This is a genomic window from Pseudoalteromonas sp. Z9A6 (assembly GCF_011378805.1).
Taxonomy (GTDB): Bacteria; Pseudomonadota; Gammaproteobacteria; order Enterobacterales; family Alteromonadaceae; genus Pseudoalteromonas; species Pseudoalteromonas distincta.
Genome location: NZ_WTKZ01000012.1, coordinates 64394 through 90405, shown reverse-complemented (window position 1 = coordinate 90405; position 26012 = coordinate 64394). Strand labels below are relative to the sequence as shown.

20 protein-coding genes, 6 tRNA genes, 1 other RNA gene and 1 pseudogene are annotated in these 26012 nt (G+C 39.7%); 24 read left to right on the top strand and 4 right to left on the bottom strand.

Going from position 1 to position 26012, the window contains the following annotated elements:
• Positions 1-75: 75 nt before the first annotated feature.
• A complete protein-coding gene (locus GQR53_RS07210; protein ID WP_165743347.1) occupies positions 76-2853 on the bottom strand; it encodes an ATP-binding protein in 2778 nt (925 codons plus the stop codon).
• Between the two features lie 331 nt (positions 2854-3184).
• Between GQR53_RS07210 and GQR53_RS07205 the strand changes: the two genes are divergently transcribed.
• The 9 genes and pseudogenes from GQR53_RS07205 (at position 3185) to GQR53_RS07165 (ending at position 10327) form a co-directional block, all read left to right on the top strand.
• Positions 3185-3260, top strand: a tRNA-Phe gene (locus GQR53_RS07205).
• A gap of 83 nt (positions 3261-3343) precedes the next feature.
• Positions 3344-3419 (top strand) — tRNA-Thr (locus GQR53_RS07200).
• Positions 3420-3470: 51 nt separating this feature from the next.
• Positions 3471-3546: transfer RNA gene (locus GQR53_RS07195), tRNA-Phe, on the top strand.
• Positions 3547-3603: 57 nt separating this feature from the next.
• Positions 3604-3679, top strand: a tRNA-Thr gene (locus GQR53_RS07190).
• A gap of 132 nt (positions 3680-3811) precedes the next feature.
• A tRNA-Phe gene (locus GQR53_RS07185) sits at positions 3812-3887 on the top strand.
• Positions 3888-3989: 102 nt separating this feature from the next.
• A tRNA-Thr gene (locus tag GQR53_RS07180) sits at positions 3990-4065 on the top strand.
• 461 nt (positions 4066-4526) lie between these two features.
• Positions 4527-5942 carry a TolC family protein gene (locus GQR53_RS07175; protein ID WP_165743345.1) on the top strand — a complete coding sequence of 472 codons (1416 nt, stop codon included), beginning with the start codon at positions 4527-4529 and terminating at the stop codon, positions 5940-5942.
• The gene (locus GQR53_RS07170; protein ID WP_165743342.1) at positions 5932-7248 is read left to right on the top strand and encodes an efflux RND transporter periplasmic adaptor subunit; all 1317 of its coding nucleotides are present in this window, start codon (positions 5932-5934) and stop codon (positions 7246-7248) included. The genes GQR53_RS07175 and GQR53_RS07170 overlap by 11 nt, the downstream gene beginning before the upstream one ends.
• A pseudogene (locus GQR53_RS07165) lies at positions 7245-10327 on the top strand (efflux RND transporter permease subunit). The gene GQR53_RS07170 and the pseudogene GQR53_RS07165 overlap by 4 nt, the downstream one beginning before the upstream one ends.
• 135 nt (positions 10328-10462) lie before the next feature.
• Here the strand turns inward: GQR53_RS07165 and ssrS are convergent.
• A non-coding RNA gene (ssrS, locus tag GQR53_RS07160) (6S RNA) lies at positions 10463-10645 on the bottom strand.
• A gap of 193 nt (positions 10646-10838) precedes the next feature.
• Here ssrS and GQR53_RS07155 point away from each other — a divergent pair.
• The 5 genes from GQR53_RS07155 (at position 10839) to GQR53_RS07135 (ending at position 17218) form a co-directional block, all read left to right on the top strand.
• Positions 10839-11402 (top strand): UPF0149 family protein, encoded by a 564-nt coding sequence (locus tag GQR53_RS07155; RefSeq protein ID WP_002962745.1) that lies wholly within the window; start codon positions 10839-10841, stop codon positions 11400-11402.
• A 28-nt stretch (positions 11403-11430) separates the two neighbouring features.
• On the top strand, positions 11431-12753 hold the full coding sequence (gene pepP / locus GQR53_RS07150; protein ID WP_165743340.1) for a Xaa-Pro aminopeptidase: 1323 nt from the start codon (positions 11431-11433) through the stop codon (positions 12751-12753).
• Positions 12754-12768: 15 nt separating this feature from the next.
• A complete protein-coding gene (gene ubiH, locus GQR53_RS07145; protein ID WP_165743338.1) occupies positions 12769-13956 on the top strand; it encodes a 2-octaprenyl-6-methoxyphenyl hydroxylase in 1188 nt (395 codons plus the stop codon).
• Positions 13953-15119 (top strand): FAD-dependent monooxygenase, encoded by a 1167-nt coding sequence (locus tag GQR53_RS07140; protein WP_165743336.1) that lies wholly within the window; start codon positions 13953-13955, stop codon positions 15117-15119. Before ubiH ends, GQR53_RS07140 begins: the two co-directional genes overlap by 4 nt.
• 197 nt (positions 15120-15316) lie before the next feature.
• A complete protein-coding gene (locus tag GQR53_RS07135; RefSeq protein WP_240917454.1) occupies positions 15317-17218 on the top strand; it encodes an alpha/beta fold hydrolase in 1902 nt (633 codons plus the stop codon).
• A gap of 234 nt (positions 17219-17452) precedes the next feature.
• Here the strand turns inward: GQR53_RS07135 and GQR53_RS07130 are convergent, their stop codons facing one another.
• Complete coding sequence (locus tag GQR53_RS07130; protein ID WP_165743334.1) at positions 17453-18652, bottom strand: alpha/beta hydrolase-fold protein; 1200 nt, start codon at positions 18650-18652, stop codon at positions 17453-17455.
• A 375-nt stretch (positions 18653-19027) separates the two neighbouring features.
• Here GQR53_RS07130 and rpsF point away from each other — a divergent pair, with 375 nt between their 5' ends.
• The 9 genes from rpsF to alr all read left to right on the top strand — a co-directional run bounded on the left by rpsF (position 19028) and on the right by alr (position 25222).
• Entirely contained in the window at positions 19028-19369 is a 342-nt protein-coding gene (rpsF, locus tag GQR53_RS07125; protein WP_002962750.1) for a 30S ribosomal protein S6, read from the top strand.
• Positions 19370-19412: 43 nt separating this feature from the next.
• The gene (priB, locus tag GQR53_RS07120) at positions 19413-19730 is read left to right on the top strand and encodes a primosomal replication protein N (protein ID WP_004588456.1); all 318 of its coding nucleotides are present in this window, start codon (positions 19413-19415) and stop codon (positions 19728-19730) included.
• A 12-nt stretch (positions 19731-19742) separates the two neighbouring features.
• Complete coding sequence (gene rpsR, locus GQR53_RS07115; protein WP_002962753.1) at positions 19743-19970, top strand: 30S ribosomal protein S18; 228 nt, start codon at positions 19743-19745, stop codon at positions 19968-19970.
• 35 nt (positions 19971-20005) lie between these two features.
• Entirely contained in the window at positions 20006-20458 is a 453-nt protein-coding gene (rplI, locus tag GQR53_RS07110; protein ID WP_002962755.1) for a 50S ribosomal protein L9, read from the top strand.
• Between the two features lie 227 nt (positions 20459-20685).
• The gene (locus GQR53_RS07105) at positions 20686-21234 is read left to right on the top strand and encodes a sigma-70 family RNA polymerase sigma factor (RefSeq protein WP_165743332.1); all 549 of its coding nucleotides are present in this window, start codon (positions 20686-20688) and stop codon (positions 21232-21234) included.
• Positions 21221-21703 (top strand): hypothetical protein, encoded by a 483-nt coding sequence (locus tag GQR53_RS07100; protein ID WP_024596807.1) that lies wholly within the window; start codon positions 21221-21223, stop codon positions 21701-21703. Before GQR53_RS07105 ends, GQR53_RS07100 begins: the two co-directional genes overlap by 14 nt.
• A 9-nt stretch (positions 21704-21712) precedes the next feature.
• On the top strand, positions 21713-22651 hold the full coding sequence (locus tag GQR53_RS07095) for a DUF4097 family beta strand repeat-containing protein (RefSeq protein ID WP_165743330.1): 939 nt from the start codon (positions 21713-21715) through the stop codon (positions 22649-22651).
• Between the two features lie 112 nt (positions 22652-22763).
• Entirely contained in the window at positions 22764-24143 is a 1380-nt protein-coding gene (gene dnaB, locus GQR53_RS07090; RefSeq protein WP_002963050.1) for a replicative DNA helicase, read from the top strand.
• On the top strand, positions 24143-25222 hold the full coding sequence (gene alr, locus GQR53_RS07085) for an alanine racemase (RefSeq protein ID WP_165743328.1): 1080 nt from the start codon (positions 24143-24145) through the stop codon (positions 25220-25222). The genes dnaB and alr overlap by 1 nt, the downstream gene beginning before the upstream one ends.
• A gap of 31 nt (positions 25223-25253) precedes the next feature.
• On the opposite strand, the gene GQR53_RS07080 is transcribed toward alr, so the two are convergent.
• On the bottom strand, positions 25254-25493 hold the full coding sequence (locus tag GQR53_RS07080; RefSeq protein ID WP_002963045.1) for a DUF2960 domain-containing protein: 240 nt from the start codon (positions 25491-25493) through the stop codon (positions 25254-25256).
• 100 nt (positions 25494-25593) lie between these two features.
• On the opposite strand from GQR53_RS07080, the gene GQR53_RS07075 reads away from it, so the two are divergent.
• Positions 25594-25845, top strand: a complete 252-nt coding sequence (locus tag GQR53_RS07075; protein ID WP_008135690.1) for a hypothetical protein — start codon at positions 25594-25596, stop codon at positions 25843-25845.
• Positions 25846-26012: the final 167 nt, after the last annotated feature.

Below are 26012 nucleotides of genomic sequence, written 5' to 3'. Positions count from 1 at the left end.
TATCCCCATAAAAAGAAAAATGCCAGTCAGCTTAACTGACTGGCATTAGGCTATTTAGCCCTTTTTTATGTTTATTTATTCATTTAACTCATCTTCTTGCTCAGATATTTTAATTTGTTCCTTTAAAAATTGAGCAGCTTTAGAGTATTCAATTTCCAGCTTATCTCTTAACTCTATTAATTCATCGGTTGTGAGTTCACCTTCTTTACATTTATCTTCAAATGCACTTGAAAGTTCTGCCACCGTTTGGGCACCAATTGTCTTGGAGATCGATTTTAATTGATGACACCCTTCAATAATCTCATTTAAATCGTTAACCATAACGCCGGAATTAATACTCTTAATTAAGCCTTGGCTTTGTTCTAAATACATTTTGAAAAAACGAATTTGCTTAGCGTCATCACCGTTTACATATTTAGCAACAGCTTCCATATCAATAGGTAGTGCCATAGTTTGATGGATAACTACATTTGGGTTTTGGCTTTGTTTATCGCTCCAACGTTTTAGAGTTTCTTCTAACGCGTTCAGCTCTATAGGTTTGGTAATGAAGTCGTTAATACCTACTGCTAAACAGCGTTCTTTTTCGCCTTTAAGTGCGTTTGCTGTTACAGCAATAATGTAAGGTTGTGCATCAATCGATTCTAATAGCTCTGCTTCATTACGGATTTTTTCGACCATATCGTAACCCGACATTTTAGGCATGTGTAAGTCGGTTAAAATAAGTGAGTAATCACCTTTTCTCCACATATCTAGGCCTTCTTCACCGTTGTTCGCTATTTCAACGCCAAAGCCCAGTATATGTAGTTGATTGGTGAGGACTTGTTGGTTTAGAAGGTTATCTTCAACAAGTAAAACCAATTTGTTTGAATTACGTGCCTGCTCAACATTTAAATAGTTATTAAGTGTTTTGGTTTTTTTAATTTGCTTAGGTGTATGTAACCCTGCAGCCACCAATATAGAAAGCATAAAGTTAGATTTACATAGAGGAGAAGCATTAATATAAAAAATGTTTTTATGATTTATAGCTGCTTCATCAAGCTTACTTAGTACTACAACTTGTTGGTTATAATCCTCTAATGAATAAAATAAACGTCTAAGCAGCGCATTAGTTTTATCCATATTGTCTATGCCATCAGCCACCCAAATAATATCTTGTGAATGCTGGTGCTCTTCAATTTCTTCTTCTGTGTGTGCATAAATTATTTTAGCGCCCATGAACGATAAATAACGGTACATTGTTTTTTCACGTTCTAGGTGATTACTAACTACAACAATTTTCTTGCCATTTAATGCACCTTTATGTGCGTACTTAATTTTACCCGATGTGCTAAAGGGCAGCTCTACTGTAAACTCACTGCCAATTCCCGTATGACTAGTTACATGAATAGTACCTAACATAAGCTCAGTTAAGCTTTTACAAATAGAAAGACCTAAACCGGTGCCACCATATTCTCGGGTAATTGAGTTTTCGGCTTGAATAAATGGATTAAATATTTCGCGAAGTTGCGCCTGCGACATGCCTTTACCGTTATCAGTTACGCAAAAGCGTAAGGTAAAGTGATCAGTCGTATTATGAACCACCTCTACTGATATTTTTACATGGCCTTGGGTTTTTTCATCAGTGCTAGTGAATTTAATTGCGTTGCTACATAGGTTATAAAGCACCTGACGTACACGCACACTATCACCGGTAAGGTTGATTGGAATATCTGGTGCTATTGCTAGCTCTAAATCAAGCTCACGTTTTTTAGCAACTGATGAGAGTACTCGAGCAACTTCTTCAATGGTATCGGTTACCGAAAATGGGATCGGGTCAATATTTAGCTTTCCAGCCTCAATTTTAGAAAAATCTAAGATATCATCCAAAATGCTCAATAACGAAAATGCTGATTCACGAATAATTGTACTTAAACGATGTTGAGCGCCATCAAGTTCGGTCTGGCGCAGTAAATCAATAGTGCCTATAACACCATTCATCGGTGTTCTTATTTCGTGGCTCATTGTGGCTAAAAAGGTCGTTTTGGTTTCGCTTGCTCGCTCTGCTTTTAATGTGGCTTGCTCAAGCGCTATAGTACGATTTTGCACTTCGGCTTCTAGGCCATTTTGTAATTTATAAAGCTCTTTTTGTGCGGCGTCATTCTCACTCATCGCAGTCTGTACTTTTTGTAGTAGTAAGTTAATGTTTTTTGCCACTACACCTAAACCAATATCAAGCTGCTCATCAACACTACTATTGTAATTAGCATTTTCGGTGATTGCCTGCAGCTCTTGTGTAAGAGTGTCAGTACTTTTTCGTAAGCGACTATTAATGTACATATTAAACATTAAAGTAAATATAAATAATGCAGCTACGCTTGCTATAGCAATAATGTAGGCAATAACTTGAGAGTTTTGAGCGCTTAAAGGAGCGGTTGCTAGGTTTTGCTTAATAATAAGCTCGCCAATAGGTTGATCGTTTAACAGCAGTAAGTGGTGTAGGATGCCTTCTTCTACTAGATGCTTTTCAGTTTTAATTGAAGCGATAGCAGGTTTACTACTGCTATATACCAATTGAGTACCTGATGTTGGATTGAAGCGATATAGAGTATATTCAAAGTCATCATCTAATAACGACGTTAAATCAAGTAACTGCCTTACTTTACCTTGACCATACATAGTTAATGCATCAACCATAGGTAAGTCTAATCTATCGGCAAGCGTTACAATATTAACAGATGATGCAGGTTGGGCTGTCTTAACTTCAGTTTGTGAATAAAATGAGTGGGCAATAATAGCAAGCGCTGTTACTGCAATATTTATGATTAAAAAAAGAGGTAATAAGCCTTTGACTGGCGATGAAAATTTACTCTGCATTGATTGTTTCCAATTGATGTGATTTTACTACGATAAGTCCCTATCGTACGTATCTAAGCTAATCGTAACATTTACAAAAAATAATTCACTACTGTTTTAGTCTGATTTATTTATATTTATAGTTCGACTTGTGGTAAAAATGAACGTTATTAATAAAAAATGCACTGAGTTGCCTGAAAACCGTTCAAACAGTTATAAAGAATAAAAAAAAAGTTGACTTGTAAGGGCAAAACTCGTTTAATACGCCGCACGCCCAGATAGCTCAGTCGTTAGAGACAAGCGGGGGTTGCATTAAAAATCATTTAAGATTTTTAATTAGCACTGTTTAAGTGCCTCGATAGCTCAGTTGGTAGAGCAGAGGATTGAAAATCCTCGTGTCCCTGGTTCGATTCCGGGTCGAGGCACCATTTATTAAAGTAGTGGTGTTTAATCAACAGTTTAATCAACAGTTTAAACATTGTTACACGTGCCTTAGCACACAGTTTTGTGTGCCGACTTAGCTCAGCTGGTAGAGCAACTGACTTGTAATCAGTAGGTCAACCGTTCGACTCGGTTAGTCGGCACCATTTATATAAAGTTAATTGTAAAGTATCACAATTAATTAGCACAGTTTATGTGCCTCGATAGCTCAGTCGGTAGAGCAGAGGATTGAAAATCCTCGTGTCCGTGGTTCGATTCCGCGTCGAGGCACCATTTACTTTAAGTTCTCAATCTTTAAAATTGAACGTGCCTTAGCACACAGTTTTGTGTGCCGACTTAGCTCAGCTGGTAGAGCAACTGACTTGTAATCAGTAGGTCAACCGTTCGACTCGGTTAGTCGGCACCATTTATTTAAAGTAGTTTGAAAAGAAAAACTGTAATCGGTAGTCTGTTCAAATTACCCGTCGACTCGGTTAGTCGGCACCATTTATTAAGTTAAAGGTTAATTTTATTAATCGGTAACTAGCACAGTTTATGTGCCTCGATAGCTCAGTCGGTAGAGCAGAGGATTGAAAATCCTCGTGTCCGTGGTTCGATTCCGCGTCGAGGCACCATTTATTGAAAAGCCTTGTTTATGCAAGGTTTTTTTATTTTAAGTGCTTTATAAAAGTTCTCAATCTTTAAAATTGAACGTGCCTTAGCACACAGTTTTGTGTGCCGACTTAGCTCAGCTGGTAGAGCAACTGACTTGTAATCAGTAGGTCAACCGTTCGACTCGGTTAGTCGGCACCATTTATTTTAGGTAACTTGAAGCAACTGACTTGTAATCAGTAGTCTGTATAAGTTACCCGATCGACTTTGTTAGTCGGCACCATTTATTTAAAAGCCTCGCTTATAGCGAGGCTTTTTTGTTTTCAACTTGAGAATTAAAAATACCCATAGTTAAGAGCAAAGCAACTGACTTGTAATCAGTAGTCTATATAAGTTACCTGCTCGAGTCGGTTAGTCGGCACACTTATTTAAAGCCTCGCTTATAGCGGGGCTTTTTTGTTTTTGTATAGTTAATCTCTTAAACACATTACAAAAAGTTAATTTTAGTATTAAAAATTGCTGATCATTTACTCATTTTTACCGTATAACTGGCTATTATGTTAATTCATCGCTAGCTATGTAATGTTATGTAAAGTAAGTTGAGCAAAATTTGCCAAAGTGCTTGAATTACGTTCATAAATAGCAGTAATTTAGGTTTAATTATGATCTGGCAATGCAAGCCAACCCTACTGGCAATTAGTGTGATGCTGCTGAGCGGCTGTGCGAGTGATTTAAACTCGTCGCAGCGCATGCGAGCACCTAATAATATGCCTCAGCAATGGCAGCAAGAAGCATCAAGCTCAGTATTAAAAGTACAAGAGCAATGGCTTACACAATTACAAAATCCTACGCTTAATAAATTTGTACAACAAGCACTTAAAAATAACCAACAGCTTTTGCAAACGAGTTATGATGTTGAAATTCAAAAGCAGCAACTTATAGTCTCGGGCGCTGCACTTTGGCCAAGCCTCGATTTATCAACACGTACAAGCCGTAGTAAAGACAACCGCCCTGTAAGTTACGACAACGCAAGCTCAGCTAGTTTAAACTTAACTTACGAGGTTGATTTATGGGGTAAGCTCTCTGACGCCAAGCGCGAAGCTAATCTTAACTATTTAGCTCAGCAGGCACGCTTTGAGCAAGCTAAACAGCAACTTGTTGCTGATGTGGTAACAGGTTGGTTTGATGTGGTTACGGCGCAGCAATTACTGGATTTATTTAAACGTCGCGAAGCCAACTCACAACAAAATCTCGATATTATTGAAGCTGGCTATCGCCAAGGCATAAACGAAGCGCTCGATGTGTATTTAGCGCGTAATGAGCTTAATAATGAACGCTCTCGCATTGCCACTCAAACAGCGAGTTTATCGGCATCAGCACGTGTACTTGAGCGTTTACTTGGTGAATACCCAAAAGGCGCTATTACTGCTAGTAGTGACTTACCTGTTATTAATACCGATATTCCTCTAGGATTACCTTCTGAACTTATAACGCGAAAACCTACTCTACGTGCAAGTTGGTATGAGCTTTTAGCAGCCGACGCATCATTGGCATATGCGCACAAACAACGCTTTCCAAGTTTAGATTTAACAGCTTCATTAAGTGATAGTACAGACAGAGTAAGCGACTTGTTTTCTCCATCAAGCCTTGCATGGTCTTTGTTAGGTAGTATTTCAGCGCCACTTTTTGAAGGTGGGCGCTTAAAAGCCAACGAAGAAATAGCGCGTCTTAACACTCAAAAGCAAGAGCAGCTTTATTTGCAAACGCTTTATGACGCATTTGGTGATGTTGAAAATGCAATTTCGCAGCAGCACTCCCTTAAAGCGCAATACAGCAGTACTCTTGAAGCGCAAGAAAACGCACTTGCTGCAGAGCAATTGTCGTTTGAGCAGTATCAAAGTGGCTTGGTAACTTACACGACAGTGCTTGATGCCCAAGATCGCTCTTTCGATGCGCAAAGCTCCTTAATCGATATTAAAAACCAATTAATAGCCAATAGAATTAACTTACACATTGCCCTTGGTGGTGATTTTGCAAAGCCCTCAAGTGAACTAAAGAGCAATAACGATGAAAACTAAAACAGCAAAAATTATTATTCCAGCGGTGGTTATAGTTGCCACTATTTTAATTGTTATGTTTATTAAAAATAACACGCCTGAGGCTAAACGCTTTGGGACACCTCCTAAGGCATCAATAAGTGTGGCTGCGCTTGAGCTAAAACCACAAAATTATCAAGTGATGATAGACAGCTACGGTACTGTAAAACCACGTACACAAAGCTTGTTAGTGGCTCAGGCATCAGGACAAATAATTGAAGTAAGTGATGACTTTAGAGAAGGCGGTTTTTTTGAAAAAGGCGATGTACTTTTAAAACTAGACGACAGAGATCATCAGGCTGAAGTTAAATCTGCTCAAGCCAATTTATTAACCGCAGAGCAAGGTTTGCTAGAAGAGAAGGCGCGTGGGCAACAAGCTATTACCGATTGGAAGCGCCTTGGCGGCTCAAATCAGGCAAGCAGCTTAGTACTACGTGAGCCACAACTAGCAGCCGCTGAAGCTGAGGTTTTATCGGCGCAGGCAGCACTTGAAAAAGCGATGCTTGATTTAGAGCGCACTAAAGTAACGGCACCATATGCGGGGCGTATACTCAGCCGCAGTGTTGATTTAGGGCAAGTTGTTACTAACAACACACAGCTAGCCACCATTTACGCAATCGATAGCGTTGAGATTCGCCTACCAATTAAAAATAAAGATCTCCCATTTGTAAATTTACCAGAGCAGTATCGCGATGGTGCTAAAAACCAAGCGGGTTCAATTGTTAAATTTACTTCTGACTTAGTAGGTGAGCAAACGTGGCAAGGGCAATTAGCACGCACAGAAGGTGCTATAGATGAAGGCGCACAGCAGCTTTATGTAGTTGCTAAAATTAATGACCCGTATAAAGCAACAGCAAATAACCAGTACCCAATAAAAATTGGGCAGTATATAAAAGCGCAAATTACCGGCAGAACAGTATCTAACGCACTTATAATTCCTAACAGTACAATTTATCAAGGAACGTACGTTTACATTGTTGAAGGTGGCGTACTTAAGCGCAAAGACATCACACTAGCTTGGCAAAATGCGACTCAGACGATGATAAAAACCGGTTTAAACGCAAATGATAAACTTGTTATTACTCCACTTGGCCAAGTAAGTTCAGGAACTCAAGTAAGTATTTTAGGTGAACAAAGCGCAGATCAACCTAAAAGCCGTGGAGCGAATGGGCAAGGTAAAGGAAAGCGCCCTACAGCTGAGCAACTTGAACAAAAAGCAAAAGAGCTTGGTATTAGTGTTGAAGAGTTAAAAAAACGCCGTCCAGCAAAGCAAGGAGATAAGCCATGATAGCTTGGTTTGCCAAAAACCATGTTGCTGCTAACTTATTGCTAGTAACGTTGCTGCTGTCGGGGCTTTTTAGTTTATCGACTAAAATACCGCTTGAAGTATTCCCTTCATTCGAAACCGACATGATAAGCGTGAACGTAAGTTTGCGCGGCTCAACACCAGAGGATGTAGAGCAAGGCGTAACAATTCGTATAGAAGAAGCCGTACAAGATTTAGAAGGTATTAAGCAAATATTTAGCCGCTCTTCTGAAGGCTCAGGCTCTGTAACAATAGAAGTTGAAACGGGCTACGACCCGCGTGAGCTTTTAGCTGATATTAAAAGTCGTGTAGATGCAATTAATACCTTTCCAGCTGATGCTGAAAAGCCAATAGTCGCGCTTGCGGAACGAATTCGCGAAGTTATCGCGGTTACCGTATCAAGTGATTACGGCGAAAAAGAAACCCGTGAATACGCAGAAACAGTACGCGATCAAATTCTACGTTTACCAAATGTGACGCAGGTAGAGCTAAGTGGTGTTCGTGATTACGAAATTGCCATTGAAGTAAGCCAAGACGTTCTTCGCCAGTACGATTTAAGCCTTGCACAAATATCGAGTGCCATTGCTAATTCAAGCTCTGATATTTCTGCTGGTAACTTAAAAACTGAAGGTGGGGACGTACTTATAAGCTCTAAAGGGCAAGCATATCGTAAAGATGAATTTGCCAATATTGTTGTTAAAAACCAAGCTGACGGCACGATTATTCGTTTAGGCGATATTGCAATAATTAAAGACGATTTTGAAGAAACCCCAGTACGTACTCGCTTTAATGGTAAGCAGGCTGCATTTATCGACGTATATCGAATTGGTCCACAAAGTGCGATTACTGTTGCTGACGAAGTTAAAAATTACATAAAAGAGCAACAAAGCTCCCTTCCACAAGGATTTGAACTAAGTTACTGGGATGATGATTCGGAGCTGGTTAAAAGTCGAATTGCCACACTAACGACCAATGCCCTACAAGGCGGTATTTTAGTACTTGCTTTACTTACTTTGTTTTTACGCCCTGCAATTGCATTTTGGGTATTTATTGGTATTCCGGTTTCGTTTATGGGCGCGTTTATAGCGATGCCTATTTTTGGCGTAACGCTTAATATTATGAGCTTATTTGGCTTTATATTAGTACTTGGGATTGTTGTTGATGACGCCATAGTTACTGGCGAAAATGTCTATACCCATTTAAAAACAGCTAAGTCGGGGGAGCAAGCTGCAATTTTAGGTACTCAAGAAGTCGCAACACCAGTAACATTTGGTGTATTAACTACCGTTGCCGCCTTTTTACCTTTGGCCTTTATTGAAGGGGCGCGCGGTGCTTTGTTTGCACAAATACCGGTAGTGGTTATTCCGGTATTATTGTTTTCATTGATTGAATCTAAATTTGTACTACCCGCACATTTAAAATATATAAAACTACGCCACGAAAAAGGCGAACCTTCAAAGTTTGATGTTATTCAACAGCGTTTTGCAGATGGATTTGAAAACGCGATTTTAAAATACTACCAACCAACTTTAAATTTAGCACTGCGCCATAAATTGGCTTCGGTAAGTTTGTTTGTTGGTGTGTTTATAATAATTTTAACTATGATCACTAGTGGTTGGACTAAGTTTGTATTTTTCCCGCGTATACCAAGCGAAACAGTCCGCGTTAACTTAACACTACCAACAGGTACGCCGTTTGAAGTCACTAATAAATACGTAATTGATATGTCGCAAAAGGCGCAGCAATTACAAGAAAAATACCGCGACCCAGATACAGGTGAAAGCGTTATTTTAAATATATTAGCCACAACAGGTGGGCGCGGTGGTGTATCTAATTCAGGTTCTGTACGCTTTGAAATAACACCGGCTGAAAAGCGTGAATCAGACATAGGATCAAGAGAGCTTGCCAGCGAATGGCGCGATTTAATTGGTGTCATTCCAGGCGTTGAAAGCTTAACGTTTAGAGCTGAAATTGGCCGAAGTTCTGACCCAATTGATGTTCAGCTTAGCGGGACTTCGTTGACTATTTTACAAGACGTGGCTGATCACATTAAAACCCGTTTATCGACCTACCCAACGGTATTTGATATTGCAGATAGCATGTCTGATGGTAAAGAAGAGTTACAAATAGAGCTTACGCAGCAGGGCTTAGCGCTGGGCTTAAATAGAGTCAATGTTGCAGGCCAAGTGCGTAACTCGTTCTTTGGCTCGCAAGTCCAACGTATTCAGCGCGGGCGTGATGATGTACGTGTAATGGTTCGCTTGCCTATAGACGAGCGCCGCTCAGTTGCCGATTTACAAAATATACTCATCAATACACCTACTGGTGGTTCGGTGCCGTTATCGCATGTTGCAACTCTTACCGCAGGGCAAAGCCCGTCAACTATTAACCGAATAGACCGCTACCGTACTTTAAATGTAACAGCGGATATCGAAAAAATAACACCAATATGACCATACTCCAGGCTGACTTAACGGAGTATTTAGATGAATTAATGCAGCAATATCCTGGAGTAGATTACAAACTAGAAGGTGAGGCTAAAGAGCAGCGAGAGTCGTTTGGCTCATTGGCTTGGGCACTTGTGTTTGTATTTTTCATAATTTATGCGCTATTAGCGATACCGCTTAAGTCTTACTTACAGCCAATTATAGTAATGAGTGTAATTCCATTTGGCATGATAGGTGCTGTAGTCGGGCATTGGATTATGGGCATGGATTTAACCATTATGAGCTTGCTTGGTATGCTCGCCTTAACTGGGGTGGTAGTAAATGACTCCCTTGTACTAGTTGATTTTATCAATAAAAAGCGCAGTGAAGGCGGCAAATTACTAGATGCAGTTAAACTTGCCGGTGCATCGCGTTTTCGCCCTGTAATGCTAACAAGTTTAACGACCTTTATTGGCTTAATGCCGTTATTATTTGAAAAAGCAACTCAGGCGCAGTTTTTAATACCTATGGCGGTAAGTTTAGGGTTTGGGATTATTTTTGCGACCTTTATTACTTTATTGTTAGTGCCAATAAACTACATGATGATGGAGCGCTTTCAAGGTTGGTTTAAGTAAATAGGCGTAAGCATTTAAAATTTAGCTGTAAGTAAGAAATTGCTTGCAGCTTTTTTTGCCAAAAATTATAAAATAAAGTACGAAGGTATAACAAAAAAATGAATAAGTAATAAGAGGGAGTATAAAAATAAGAAGGTGTTCCCCAAGATACGGTACCCGGTTTCAGTCCTGAAACCAGAAGGTTTCAGGGCGGAAATCTGCGGTTTACCGTAGGCTTCTCGGTACATGCCGAGCTTGCACAATAGTAGACGAACAGAAATCCTGGTATAAAATTTATCGGCTCAGGGACTTAACCAAGCTCCGGTACCCCAGGGAACAATTTAAGTATATAAGACATAATCCAATCCTTAAACCCTAAACGTAAAAAATTAAACCGTTCGCTTAGTTTTCCCGCACCTTTAACTCGTCATTTACTTTATCGCATGGTTTTTGAGCTTGATCATACAATTAATTGGAGTTGCTTTTTATCGAGTGGTAGCATTGCCTTAACTTGCAAAGCGAAGATTCGATTATGAACGATTTACCCGATTACGAAAAAGCTCAACTGCTTTTAGAAAAAAACGAAATATTTGTATCACCTGCCGAAGCGCATGGTGTAATTAGTGGTTTACTTGCGTGTGGTTTAACCATTGACGACAAAGAATACTTAGGCCTTTTGAGCGATGTGTTTAACGATGGTGAATCATTTAGTAACGATTTAAAGCAGTTTTTTGGCACTATTTATAAGCAAGTAGTTGCGAGCTTTAATGATGACGAATTTCAGTTTGATTTATTTTTACCAAACGATGACGAAACACTCATCGATCAGGCTAATGGCCTCGTATCATGGGTAGCAGGCTTTATGCTTGGTTTTGGCTTAAAGCAAAAAGATTACGGTAAACTATCGAGCGATGTTAAAGAGGTTATTACTGACTTTAGCGAAATCACTCGCCTAGATACCACTTTTGAAGAAACCGAAGAAGACAGCCAAGCGCTGCACGAAGTGATTGAATATGTGCGCGTATCAGCACTACTTTGTTTTGCAGAGCTTGGTAAAGAGCAAAACACGCAAAGTACTAAAAAAACACTTCATTAGTTTAAAAAGTTAAACGGGTTGGTTGATAATGGTTGAAGTACAAAAGTCAGAATTTAAAGCACGCCGTGAGCGTTTACTTGCGCAAATGGATAAAAATAGCGTTGCTATTATTCCCGCTGCGAGCGAAGTGACGCGTAGCCGCGATACCGAATATGCATTTAGACAAGATAGCGACTTTTTTTATTTAACAGGCTTTAACGAACCCGACGCTGTACTTGTACTATGTAACAACAGCGATGCACCTAGTACTTTATTTTGCCTAGATAAAGACAAGCTTGCAGAAATTTGGCATGGCCGCAGAGTCGGCTTTGATAAAGCTAAAAGCGACTACTTGTTTGATGAAGCTTACCCGCTAAGTGAATTAAACGATAAGCTACTGACTATACTAACTGAAAAAGATGCAATTTATTTTGCACAAGGTGCTTATCCTTCATTTGATACTAAAGTGTTTACGTTACTAGGTACACTTCGAAGTGGTGCGCGAAAAGGCCTCAAAGCACCGAGTACTTTAAAAGAAATACGCGGCCTTATTCATGAAATGCGTTTGTTTAAATCGCCAAGCGAAGTAAATATTATGCGAGAAGGCTGTGAAATTAGTGCGCGAGGGCACATGCGCGCTATGCGTTTTTCACACCCCGGAGCTACTGAATTTCAGCTAGAGGCTGAGCTACATCATCATTATGCTATGAATGGTGCGCCGCACCCTGCATACGGCACAATTGTTGGCAGTGGCGATAACGCCAATATTTTACATTACACGCAAAATAGCGATGTATTAAAAAATGGCGACCTGGTACTTATAGACTCCGGTTGTGAACTACAAGGTTACGCCGCCGATATCACCCGTACTTTTCCAGTAAATGGTCAATTTAGCGAAGAGCAAGCCGCGCTTTACAATATTGTACTTAAAGCGCAAGAAGTTGCCTTTGATGAAGTGAAACCAGGTGGTTACATGTCGCATGCTAATAAATTAGCAATGGAAGTAATGACTCAAGGTTTACTTGATTTAGGTATTTTAACCGGCGACTTTGATGAGCTAATGGCAAAAGGTGCATGTAAAGAATATTACATGCACGGGCTTGGGCATTGGCTTGGTTTAGATGTACATGATGTTGGCGATTACAAAGTAAATAACGTTGAGCGTGCATTTGAGCAGGGTATGGTACTCACCATAGAGCCTGGGCTTTATATCAGCGAAGACTCAAGCGCACCGCAAAAATACAAAGGCATTGGTATTCGTATCGAAGATAACTTGCTAGTTACCGAAACCGGCCATGAAAACTTGACCCTAAGCGTACCTAAAAAAATTAGCGATATAGAAGCACTTATGCAAAGTGCTAAAAACGTATAAAGCTCGGAGAGTAAAGTGGCTAAGCAGTTTGATGTAGTTGTTATTGGTGGTGGCTTAGCGGGAGCAAGCTGCGCGTTAAGTGTGGCTAAAACTAATCCCGCGTTAAATATTGCCGTTGTAGAAGCTAATCAAGTTACCGGCGACTACCACCCAAGCTTTGACGACAGAAGCATTGCACTTGCTCAGCAATCGGTAGAGTATTTACAAAGCCTCAATTTATTTGAACAAAATGCCCCTTACACCGCCGCAATAAAAAAAGTGAGCGTGTCTGATCGAGGCCACTTTGGCAAAGCGCATATTAATTGCGACGAATTTGCTAAGCCTTCACTTGGTTACGTAGTAGAAGTTAACCCTTTTGGCCGAGCGCTCCACCTGCGTTTAACGCAATCAAATATTACGCTTTTGTGCCCCGATAGCGTAATTGCCATTGAGCAAACTCTGCATAGCAATACACTCACCCTGCAAAGCGGCGAGCAATTAAACGCAGCGCTATTGGTTATTGCTGATGGTGCACAATCACCCACACGTAATTTACTTGGGCTTGGTTTTAATACCCAGCCTTATGAACAAGGCGCAATTATTGCTAATGTAGAAGTGGCTGGTGGGCATAATAATCATGCCTTTGAGCGCTTTACACAAAGCGGGCCTATGGCGTTATTACCTATGAGCAATAACCGTTATTCGTTGGTGTGGTGTATGAGCCAAGATCAGGTTGAACAGCACATGGCACTTAATGAACAAGACTTTATAAGTGCCCTACAAAGTGCGTTTGGTTATCGCGGTGGTCAATTTACTAAAGTAGGCATGCGCACGAGTTACCCGCTCGTTTACGGGCAAGTCGAGTCTTTGACTGCGCACCGTACAGTGGTCATTGGTAATGCTGCACATGCTATTCATCCTATTGCAGGACAAGGTTTTAATTTAGGCCTTCGCGACGTGCAAGTACTTAGTAATTTAATAGCAAACAGCCAACACGGTTTAGGCAGCTATGCGTTTACACGTGAATATTCTAAAAAGCGCAGTGATGATATAAAAACCGTAATGAGCTTAACCGATGCACTTGTTAGGCTTTTTTCAAACTCATCGCGAGTGCTCGCATTGGGGCGCAGTATTGGGTTGTTTTCGATGGATTTATTTCCCGCATTAAAAGCGCCATTAGCCAAACAGTTAATGGGGCAAGTTAAACAAGGTAGGCGTTTATGAAGCAAGCACAGGTTTGTATTGTAGGTGGTGGCTGCGTAGGGCTAACACTAGCACTTGGATTGGCAAAAGCCGATATAAGCGTCGTTGTACTCGACGGCGCACCAACACAAGTGTCGCCAACTGACGAATATGGTTTGCGCGTAAGTGCGCTAAGCATTGCAAGTCAAACCTTGCTTGAGCAATTAAATGTATGGCCAGAAATTATCGCACAGCGAGCGTGCGCTTATACGCATATGGACGTACGTGATGCCGACAGTTTTGGCAAAATAGCATTTAATAATGAACAACTTGAGCTTGAGCATTTAGGCCACATTGTTGAAAACGACATTATCCGCTACGCGCTTATAAAAGAGCTAGAGCAACAAAGCAGCGCAACACTAATGTTTGATACGCAGTATCAGCAAATACATCAAAGCGAATCAGATGTATTTATAACGCTTAAAAGCGGCGAGCCAATTATTGCAAAACTGCTGGTGGCCGCTGATGGGGCAAACTCAGCTATACGTAAACAATTTAATATGGCGCTTAGCTTTAAAGATTACGATCACCATGCGCTAGTTGCGACTGTTAAAACTAAAGAGCCGCACGCAAATACCGCACGCCAAGTGTTTTTACCAACCGGGCCGCTGGCATTTTTACCACTGAGCGATGCAAATACCCATTCAATAGTATGGTCTACCAGCCCAAACCACTGCGATGAGCTGCTTGCAATGGACGACAGCAGCTTTAATAAAGCCGTAATGGCAGCCATAGATGGCCAATGCGGGCTATGTGAAGTGCAAAGTGCGCGCGCAGCTTTCCCACTTAAAATGCGATACGCTCAGCAATGGGTTTCAGGCAAAGTGGTACTCATTGGCGATGCTGCACATACAATCCATCCACTTGCAGGGCTTGGGATGAACCTAGGCCTAAAAGACGCCGCTTATTTAATTGAGCTTTTAACAAGTAATAATAAAGAATTTGCAAGCACGCGCACACTTCGCGATTACGAACGTACCCGTAAGCTCGATGCGCAAAAGCACATAGCCATGATGCAAGGGCTAAAAGAGTTATTTGAAGGTGCAAACCCGGTTAAAAAACTTATTCGCGGAGTAGGGCTCTCACTCATTGATAATTTAGGCCCAATAAAACACCTGTTCGCCAAAGAGGCGATAGGGAAGTGATGTAGGTTGAGTGAAACAAAACTCCACGAGAAAAGCGGTTAGTTATTCGCTTTTAATAAAAAACCGATGTTTAATTTAAGCATCGGTTTTTTATTAAAATAAATTAAGTACTTACTTTGTATGTTTTTTCGGTAAACTTTGTTATTTTTACATTAAATATAATAAAAAGTTTTTACTAAATTTTAAGGAAGAAATAAATGTTAAAAATAACACTCTTATTTTTTTTATTAACTGCGTCTGTAGTTCATGCAAAAGATAAACCGTGGGAGTCTTACGCTAAACTTCCAATGGTAGAGCAACCACAAATATCGCCAAATGGAGAAATGATAACAACACTTTATAATACTGCTGAAGGCCCTACTATCAGTTTAGCTAAATTTCCTAGTATCGAATTCAATATATTAGCAAGTCTCAAAAAAGATAAAGACAGAGTCGACTTTATTCGTTGGTCAGGTAATAAATATATCATTGTTTCTGCTAGTTACCCTGAATATGTCAATGGTCAATACATGAGAGTTTCAAGGTTATATTCGATCAATGTTGAAACCAATGAAAGTAAAATGCTAACTACGCGACGTTTTTCTGAATATAAGTGGTATAGATATCAGAGTTTCAGACTCATTTCCTCACTTAAAAATGAGCCAGATTTCGCGCTAGTGTCAACGTTTGATGAAAAAGATAAAGCTTATTCTGTTTTTAAAGTTGAATTAGGTGATTCTAGTTTTGATAAAATTCAGAGGAATAAAGAAAATATTGGAAGTTGGTATGCAGACCCTAAGGGAGTTTTACGCCTGGGGATCGCAATTGATAAAAAAGATGATAAGTTTATTGCTTCAATATGGTATCGAGCAAAGAAAGATGAAGCATTAAAAATGATTCATACCCATATTTTGGGTGAAGATAGTACTTTCTCCATCCAAGGCCTTAATGAAGATGGTACAAAAGCTTACGTCCTTTCTGATCGTGTATTAAACAGACAAGCTTTATGGTCATATGATATCGAGTCAGGGGAGTTTGAAGAGCTTGTTTATAGCAATGATAAATACGATATAAATAATGCAATCGTTAATAGTGAGGGCGATTTTATAGGGGTTGGCTACTATGATGATTTCTACAAGAGCCATTATTTTTCAGAGGTAGACGGTAAGCAAGAGCTTATGGTTGCTAATTTATTTGGTGATAAGCAAGCTAGTATTGTTAGCCGTAGTAAAGATAGAACACGAATTCTTGTAAATGTAATAAGTGATTCAGTCAGCCCTACTTATTATTATTTTGATTTAAACACAAAGAAGGGCGGCGCTTGGCTATCTAAATTTCCTTATTTAGCACGTAATAAATTTGTACCAGTGCAAAACTATAGCTTTAAAGCGAGCGATGGAGCTGAAATCTCAGGCTATTTTACAAAACCAGAAGGAATTAAAACTCCGCCGCTAATTGTAATGCCTCACGGAGGACCGCATAGTCGAGACTACAAATACTTTAATCGAGAGCTTCAATATTTAGTTAGTTTAGGTTATGCGGTATTGCAAGTGAACTTCAGGGGCTCAGAAGGTTTTGGTAGTGCTTTTGAAACTGATGGTTATTATCAGTGGGGTAAACGTATGCAACAAGATGTATATGATGCAATGGATTGGGCTACTAGAACAGGATTAACATCAAAAAATAATGCATGTATTTATGGCGCAAGTTATGGTGGTTATGTTGCATTAACAGCTGCATGGCAAGAGCCCGAACGCTTTAAATGCATTATTAGTATTTCTGGAATATCGGATCTAAAAGGGTTAGTTGAAGATGAAGAGCGACAAGATGCCTACCTAGGTAATATTGTTGATATGACTGATAGTAAAGCCGTTGATGCATTATCTGAGGTTTCGGCAATCAATATGATTAACCGAATTAAAGCCCCAATTTTGCTTATCCATGGGACAAAAGATACGAGAGTCGACTATCGACAATCAAAATATTTTTATGATAAAGCAAAGCGAAACCTAGATATAAAGTATGTTGAAATTGATGACGGAACACACTTTTTTGATGATCCAGAAAGCTTAAAAGTACAATACAAAGAGGTTACTGAGTTTCTTAAAAAGCATTTGTAAGTAAATCAAATGGGCTTTTTTATTCAAAACCGATGTTTAGTTTAAACATCGGTTTTTGTTTTATGGTGGTTTTAAATATATTAAAAGCTGCGCTTTTCACGCGAGCAAGCTCAGCGTCTACGTGTAAAGTTTAACACTGAGCTTAATTTTACCTGTAGGCGTTTAGCTTGCTGACGCGACGAGCGTAGCTCGTAATTACTATTGTTAGCTAAAAAGCGCTTTGCGTTAAATCAGTTACAAATTCTTTTGTGCTTCATTCACCATATCTTTGAGTGCATCAATTAACATTGGATCTCGCGAGTTTTGCTTAGCAAGTTCTAATGCGTATTTCATACTGGTGACGGCCTCTTTGAACTGCTTATTTGCAGTATAGCCTTGCGATAAACGCATGTGAGAATAGGCTGCATTTGGGTAATGGGTAGTAAAGTGTTTAAGCGTGGTAATAGCTTTAGCTGTGTTACCAAATTTTTGCTGGCTATGAGCAAATTCTACGTATACATCTTGTGGAATTTTAAGCTCAAACCCGTACTTATCACTCAGTGCTTTGTAATAACCTGTAATGAGCGATACATCAGCAAATCTTCCGTGCTCGTCAGTAACGCTAAAAATTAGGTCGCCAAATAAGTTAATTAGGCTATCGCTAAGGGCTGGTAGTATGGTGCCCATATGGCTAAAAGTAGGGTAATGCTTATATTCACATTTTAGCTGTGTGGGCATTTGTTGCTCTAAATTTACAAAAGTATTTAATACACCTGTATAAAAGCGTGACCCTTCACTTGCTACACTAATAAATAACGATTGACCGCCTTTAGGATTTTTAGTGTATTTTATAATATTATTTTTTAATTCTTCATCACTCCACCAACTGTTTGGGCTTATAGCTATATAGTTATTAAATAACTCAGGCTGATTAACTAAAGTATAAAGCGCTAAAGTACCTGCATTAGAGTGGCCAATTAAGGTGTTGTAGCCGTTAGTTGAGTAATTACTGTTTATGTAAGGCATGAGTTCATCAGACACAAACTTTAAAAACTTGTCTGTTTGCCCAGCATCAGGCCATTTATTTTTTACAAAGGTTTGAAACTCAGTTTTAGGCTCACCATCTACTTTAGGTAAGTAATCGCGAACACGGTTAGTTGTATCAATACCAACGAGCATTGCGTTAGGTATCTGCTCGTAATCAACAAGGGATTTAATAACACCAGACGCCGTATGAAAGTGCTCAACACCATCAAGTAAATAAATAACATAAAGCGGCTGATCGTCTTTTACAGTGTCAGGTATGAAAATTTTAATGGGTCTGTCTTCGTTAAGTATTTTTGATTGTAGAATGACTTTTTTACCAACGGTTATGTCGGTTGTATTGGTTTTTGCGTGGCTTAAAAATGGTGTACTAAAAGTAAGTATTAATACAAGCGATAGTAAGAGCTTCATAAATATCCTTATTTACTAATGTATTGCTTAATAATTGCACGGCTTTAAGTTTGAGTAAATACTTATATTTTGAGGCAGGTGTTAGACTTAAGTAATTAAAAGCTGCGCTTTTTACGCGCGCAAGCTTGGCGTATATGATAAATATTAAACTACGAGTTTAGCTTTTCCTTTAGGCCTAAGGCTTGCTAACGGGATGAGCGAAGCTCGCAATAATTGCCTTTAAACTCTTATCTATAAAAGCTTAAAAAACCTGCTTGCTTAATTATCCGTCTAAGCGTAAAATGCGCGCTCATTTCGGCTTTTAAACTATTAATTCCTTGCCTTAAACCGACCGGCCGAAACGGTAGAAGGCTCTATTAACCGTAAGGAATATCCATGCGTCATTACGAAATCGTATTCATGGTTCACCCTGATCAGAGTGAGCAAGTAACTGGTATGATCGAACGTTATACTGGTTCTATCACTGAAGCTGGTGGTACTATCCACCGTCTTGAAGACTGGGGCCGCCGTCAACTGGCTTACCCAATCAACAAGCTTCATAAAGCTCATTATGTTCTTATGAACGTTGAAGCACCTACTGAAGTAATCAGCGAGCTAGAAACTACTTTCCGCTACAACGATGCAGTGCTTCGTAACTTAGTTATGCGTACTAAAAATGCTGTAACTGAAGCGTCTCCTCTTGCAAGAGAAGAGAAGAAAGAAGCACCAGCTGCTTAATTGTTTTGAGTCCTAGCATGGCATGTAGTCAGCAGTTATTATAATGGTTAGCCCATATATGAATCAGCTGGTTATATCTGGGGTAGTTTGTAAAACTCCCAAGTTTAGCCAAAGCCCTGCTGGCATCCCGCATTGTATTTTTGTTGTAGAACATAAATCGATGCAAACCGAAGCAGACCTTAACCGTAATAGTTATGTGAGGCTTCAGGTAGTTGCCAGTGGAAAGCAAATGCAACAACAGACTCAACATTTGCACGTTGGGCAGGCATTGCAAGTGAGTGGTTTTTTAAATCGCCACGAAGGTCGTAACGGCCTTAGCCAATTGGTTTTGCATGCTCAGCATATAGAAAGAATTATTTGAGGAATTAATCTCATGGCACGTTATTTCAGACGTCGTAAGTTCTGCCGCTTTAAAGCGGAAGGCGTACAACAAATTGATTACAAAGATCTAGCTACTCTTAGAAACTATGTTACAGAAAGTGGCAAAATCGTACCTAGCCGTATCACAGGTACTAGCGCTAAATACCAGCGCCAGCTAGCAACTGCTATTAAGCGTGCTCGCTACTTAGCCCTTCTTCCATACACTGACTTACATAAGTAAGCAGCGGATTAACAGTTTTTAAAAGGTGTAGAAACATGCAAGTTATTCTACTAGATAAGATCGCTAACCTAGGTAGCCTAGGTGAACAGGTTGTAGTTAAATCTGGTTTCGCACGTAACTTCCTTTTCCCGCAAGGTAAGGCAGTTCCTGCGACTAAAGCTAACATTGAAACGTTTGACGCTCGTCGTGCAGAACTTGAAGCGAAAATCGCTGAACAGTTAGTTGCTGCACAAGCACGCGCTGAAAAACTAGAAGCATTAGCAGAAGTTACATTAGTATCTAAAGCTGGTGACGAAGGTAAGTTATTCGGTTCAATCGGTACTCGTGACATCGCTGACGCTATCTCAGCTGTTGGTGTTGAAGTTGCTAAGTCAGAAGTTCGTTTGCCTCTAGGTACTATCCGTGAGACTGGTGAATTTGACGTATCAATTTCAGTTCACTCAGACGTAACGGCTACTATCAAAGTAATCGTAATCGCTGAAGCTTAATTTTTAATTAAGCTAAAAAAGCCGTGCTATTAGCACGGCTTTTTTGTGCCTATAATTTGGCTAACTTCATTTGTTAAAGGCACAGTTTAATACAACCTCGTATAAGCCCCTTTTTTATTCAATTATTTTTTCATTCCTTTTAAACCTTTTCGAACTGTCATTACGTCTAACTTATCAATACACTTAAGTAGCAACTCAACAATAATAATTAAAAGGCGGCATCACGGATGTTACACGTTAAACCCGAACCAACGCCTTTGTGCGAAGCTGCACTCATTGAGCGAGTTAAATCGGGTGATCAAGGCGCATACACAACGCTTTATGAGTTACATATAAAACGAGTATACGGTTTATGTTTACGTTTATTAGCAGACCAAGCACACGCCGAAGACGCCGCCCAGGAGGTATTTGTAAAGGTATGGCATAAAATAGCATTGTTTGATGGGCGTTCGCAGTTCTCTACTTGGCTATATAGTGTTGCCAGTAATGTAGCGATAAGTTACCTGCGCAAGCAAAAAAACTGGTTACAAAAAGTAGTAAGTATTGAACACAGCGGTATGGATGAGCAATCAGCTAACGACTGCAAAGGCTTAAATGGCCTCGATAAGTTAATAGTAAGGCTTCCTGAGCGCGCACGTATGGTATTTGTATTATTTGCTATTGAAGGTTACAGGCACGAGGAAATCGCGGAGCAATTAGGTATGGCTGTTGGTTCAAGTAAGTCACAATATCATCGTGCTAGGCAGTTATTACAAGAGTGGTATGAAAATGAGTAAACCAAACTTTAACGACTACTTAAATAAGTCATTAAACACGCTTGATAAAGAAATTACGCCACAAAAAGATTTATGGGCGGGGATTGAGCGAGCAATTGTTAATAATAAGCAGAACCCAAACAGCACTATTATTTGGCCAAAACTAACGGCAATAGCAGCGTGTACTGTGGCTGCTTTAATTGCTGTTAATATATTTGTTATAGCACCTGAACCACAGCCCGTAGTGGCTATAAGTGATTACTTTTCGGCTCAAAAAAATAGTTTGTTAGTTGAATACGAAAATAAAGAAGCATTAACCACTAACTGGCAAACGCAACTACAAGAACTTGAAGAAGCTGAGCAAGCAATAAAGCAAGCTCTTGAAAACGAACCACAAAACCAAGCGCTACTGACAATGTTAGCGCAAATATATCAACAACAACTTGATTTAATTAACAAGGTGCACGCGCCACGTTGGCAGCACATTTAGGAGTACGATATGAAAGCGATTTTATTAGGACTGAGCTTATTTCCACTGGCGGCATTTGCGGGTGAAAAAATAGATAAGCAAATAGACGTACCAAGTGGCGGCACTATTTTTATTGAAAACCAACGCGGTGATATACATATTACAGGCTGGGATAAAAACGAATTTAAAGTATCTGGCGAGCTTGATGATAAAGCACAGGGTTATGAGCTTAAAACAAGTGGTGATAAAACACAGTTTATTGTAAAAATGCCCCGTAAATCAAATTGGGGAAATAGTGGTGACGGCTCAAACCTAACTATATTTATGCCTAAAAGCAGTAGTTTAGAGTTTGCTGGCGTTAATGTATCGGTGACTGCAAAGGAGCTTAAAAACGGCGCAGAAGTTGATGTGGTTAACGGCGAAATTACGGTAGATGATATTACTGGCAACATTAAGCTCACCACTGTAAATGGTGATGTGAACGCTGAGAACTTAAACGGGAATATTCAGTTTGAAACCGTAAATGGTGAAATTAACGATAGGCAATCAAGTGGTGAGTTGCGTTTTAGCGCTGTTAATGGTGATATTAAATCAACTTCAAGCGCTAATGATGTACGCCTTGAAAACGTAAATGGCGATATAGAATTTACGCTATCGGCTATTAAAAACCTACGTATTAATACGGTCAATGGCGAAGCAGAAGTACAGATTAACGAGCTTTTAAAAGGCGGTGATGTACGTTTTGAATCAGTAAGTGGTGATGCCGACTTTTATTTCCCACAAAGTGTATCAGCAAAGTTTGAAATTAAAGCCCATGCTAATGGTAAAATCATTAACAAAGTCAGTAGTGACAAAGTCAGTAAAGCTAAATATGGCCCAGCCAGTGATTTAGAGTTTAGTATTAATGGCGGTAATGCAAATGTTGAAATGGATACCATTAGTGGGCGAATAGAGCTTCGTAGTAAATAACACTCATTCCTCATCACGATTACAAAAAGCAGGAAAGATTTCCTGCTTTTCTATTTGCACAGCCCCTGCAAGTCGATAGAATAGAGCTATTCAATTTTACTACTGTGAAGTTATGGCCAAACCAGATAAGCAAGTCGATACTCTTAAAGTTCCTCCCCATTCAATAGAAGCTGAACAATCTGTTTTAGGTGGCTTAATGCTTGATAACCAAGCTTTTGACCGCGTAGCTGAGCTTGTTGTATCACAGGATTTTTATACCCGCACGCACAAGTTAATTTTTGAGGCGATGACGGCACTTGCTGAGATTGGCGATCCGATAGATTTAATCACTATTTCTGAAAGTTTAGAAAAAAATAATAAACTTGCAGGTATTGGTGGTTTTGCTTACTTAGCCGAAATTGCTAAAAATACGCCAAGTGCAGCCAACATTGATGCCTATGCAAACATTGTACGTGAGCGTGCTGTTGTACGTGAAATGATTGGCGTGGCAAATGAAATAGCCGAAGCGGGTTTTAATACCGAAGGGCGTACTAGTCACGACTTACTCGACTTTGCCGAAAGCAAAGTATTTAAAATTGCCGAGCAACGTACAAAAAGTACGGAAGGCCCGCAAAGTATTCATAACATACTCGAAAAAACCGTTGATAAAATAGAAGAGCTTTATCAATCGCCACAAGATGGTGTAACGGGTGTAAGTACAGGTTATGCCGATCTTGATAAAATGACGACAGGCCTGCAGCCGTCTGACTTAATTATTGTGGCAGCGCGTCCTTCAATGGGTAAAACCACCTTTGCGATGAACCTTGCAGAACATGCCGCAATGACTCAAGACAAACCCGTGCTGATTTACTCGCTAGAGATGCCTTCAGAACAAATTATGATGAGGATGTTAGCGTCTCTTGGCCGTATTAACCAAACTAAGGTACGTACAGGTCAGTTAGATGATGACGATTGGGCGCGACTTTCATCAACAATGGGCTTGTTGATGGAAAAAGGCAAAATGTATGTTGATGATGCCTCGGGCTTAACACCTACCGATGTTCGCTCTCGTGCACGTCGTATTGCGCGTGACCACGGTGGCATTAGTATGATCATGGTCGATTACTTGCAGCTAATGCGTGTACCTAGCCTAGCTGATAACCGAACGCTTGAAATTGCTGAAATTTCGCGTTCACTTAAATCACTAGCAAAAGAGCTAAAATGTCCGGTTGTCGCGCTTTCGCAGCTAAACCGTACGCTAGAGCAACGTGCTGATAAACGCCCAATTAACTCAGATTTACGTGAGTCAGGGTCGATAGAGCAGGATGCCGATTTAATCATGTTTATTTACCGTGACGAAGTTTACAACGAAGACAGTACTGATAAAGGTATTGCTGAAATTATCATAGGTAAACAACGTAACGGCCCAATTGGTAAAGTGCGTTTAACATTCCAAGGTCAATTTTCTCGCTTTGATAATTACGCGGGACCAGCGGTAGATGACGATTACTAATGCGCTTAGCCACTGCTGAAATTAACTTAACGGCACTTGCGCATAATTTAGCGCAAGTTAAGTGCTTTGCACCTAACAGCAAAGTAATGGCGGTGCTAAAAGCAAATGCTTACGGGCATGGATTAGTAACGATTGCGCAGCATTTAAATAATGCTGACGCATTTGCTGTGGCACGTATAGATGAAGGGCTCGCCCTTCGAGCTGGGGGCTTAACAAAGCCAATTGTATTACTAGAAGGCTTTTTTAACAAAGCCGACTTACCTATTTTACTTGCCAACAATTTTCAAACTATTATTCACGATGAGTACCAATTAGCGGCGCTTGAAAAAGCAAAGCTAGATGCACCAATAACATGCTGGTTAAAAGTAAATACAGGTATGCATCGATTAGGTATTGCGCCAGAGCAGTTTGAAGCGTTTTATAACCGCTTACAAAAAACACCTAACGCTAAAAATACCGTTAATTTAATGACCCACTTTTCGTGTGCTGATGACGTTGATAATGCTAAAACGGTTCAGCAAATTACGTTGTTTGATAATTTAGTGAATGGCATTGATCAAGCGCATTGTTTATCAAATTCTGCTGGTATTATTGCCTGGCCGAGCGGTCATGGCGATTGGGTACGTCCTGGGCTTATGCTATATGGTGTATCGCCAATGGCAAATAGTATTGGGCAGCAACACAAATTAAAACCAGTTATGCGCTTAACTACGCGCGTAATTGCAGTACGAGATGTGCCTGCTAATGAGGCTGTTGGGTATGGTGGTCGTTGGAAAAGCGATAAACCAACCAAGTTAGCTGTTGTAGCTATGGGTTATGGCGATGGTTATCCTCGGCATGCTAAAGAGGGGACACCGGTAATAATTGGTGAGCAGCGTTATGGTATTGTAGGAAGCGTAGCTATGGACATGATCAGCGTTGATATAGGCGCTAATGAGCATAATATTAAAGTTGGCGACAGAGTCACTATGTGGGGCCCTGAGCTTCCAGTTGAAGAAATAGCACTGTGCGCTGATACTATTCCTTACGAGCTATTATGTAATATTACACCACGCGTAAGTTATGAGTATCAGCCATAGTTAGTTTTTAGCGTATACCAATTGGGTATAATTACTCTTTTATAAAGTAAATGTCGCTAAAGCCCATACGGGCAAATTCTTGGTCGCGAAAGTTACGAACAGAAGCAGACCCTTTTGAGGTCATTTCTATTTGGCGTACCATGTTTAAGTAATTTGTTAAATCAATACCCTCGGCAGCAGCAATAGCTTGATACATGTCGTGGTATTTATCTTTTGCGAAGTTAATTTCGCGCGGTTGGTTTTTAAATGTATACGTTATTCTGCGTGCCATAATAAGCTCAGTTAAATTGAGTGTTAGTATAATTTTACACTGTATTGAACTGGCATTGAATGATTTGTTTAAATCAAATAATTAAAAAGTAGAGTTTAAAATGAAATTATCAGTAGAGATCAGTAAATATCCACTTCACCAAGATTACATTCCGTTTATTAAAGGCTTTATTGACCGCTTAAACGAATACGAAGATTTAAAAGTGATTACTAATACGTTATCAACGCAAATTTTTGGTGATTATGATTTAGTAATGCAGGTGCTAAATACTGAAATTAAGCGTTCATATGAAGAATTTGGTAAAGCTATTTTTGTATGTAAGTTTCTCTCTGGCGACTTATCGCCTGAATAATCAATAATACCAACCTGCATAAATCTTTGATCAATTTAACGAATTAAATTGCACTATAACGTCGTTAAAAATTTTTTATTTAGAACAACTAGATACAAAAATTTTTGCCTAGTTCTAGTGTAATTTTCTTAACGTTAAATAGACCCCGTATATAAGCAGATTGGTAT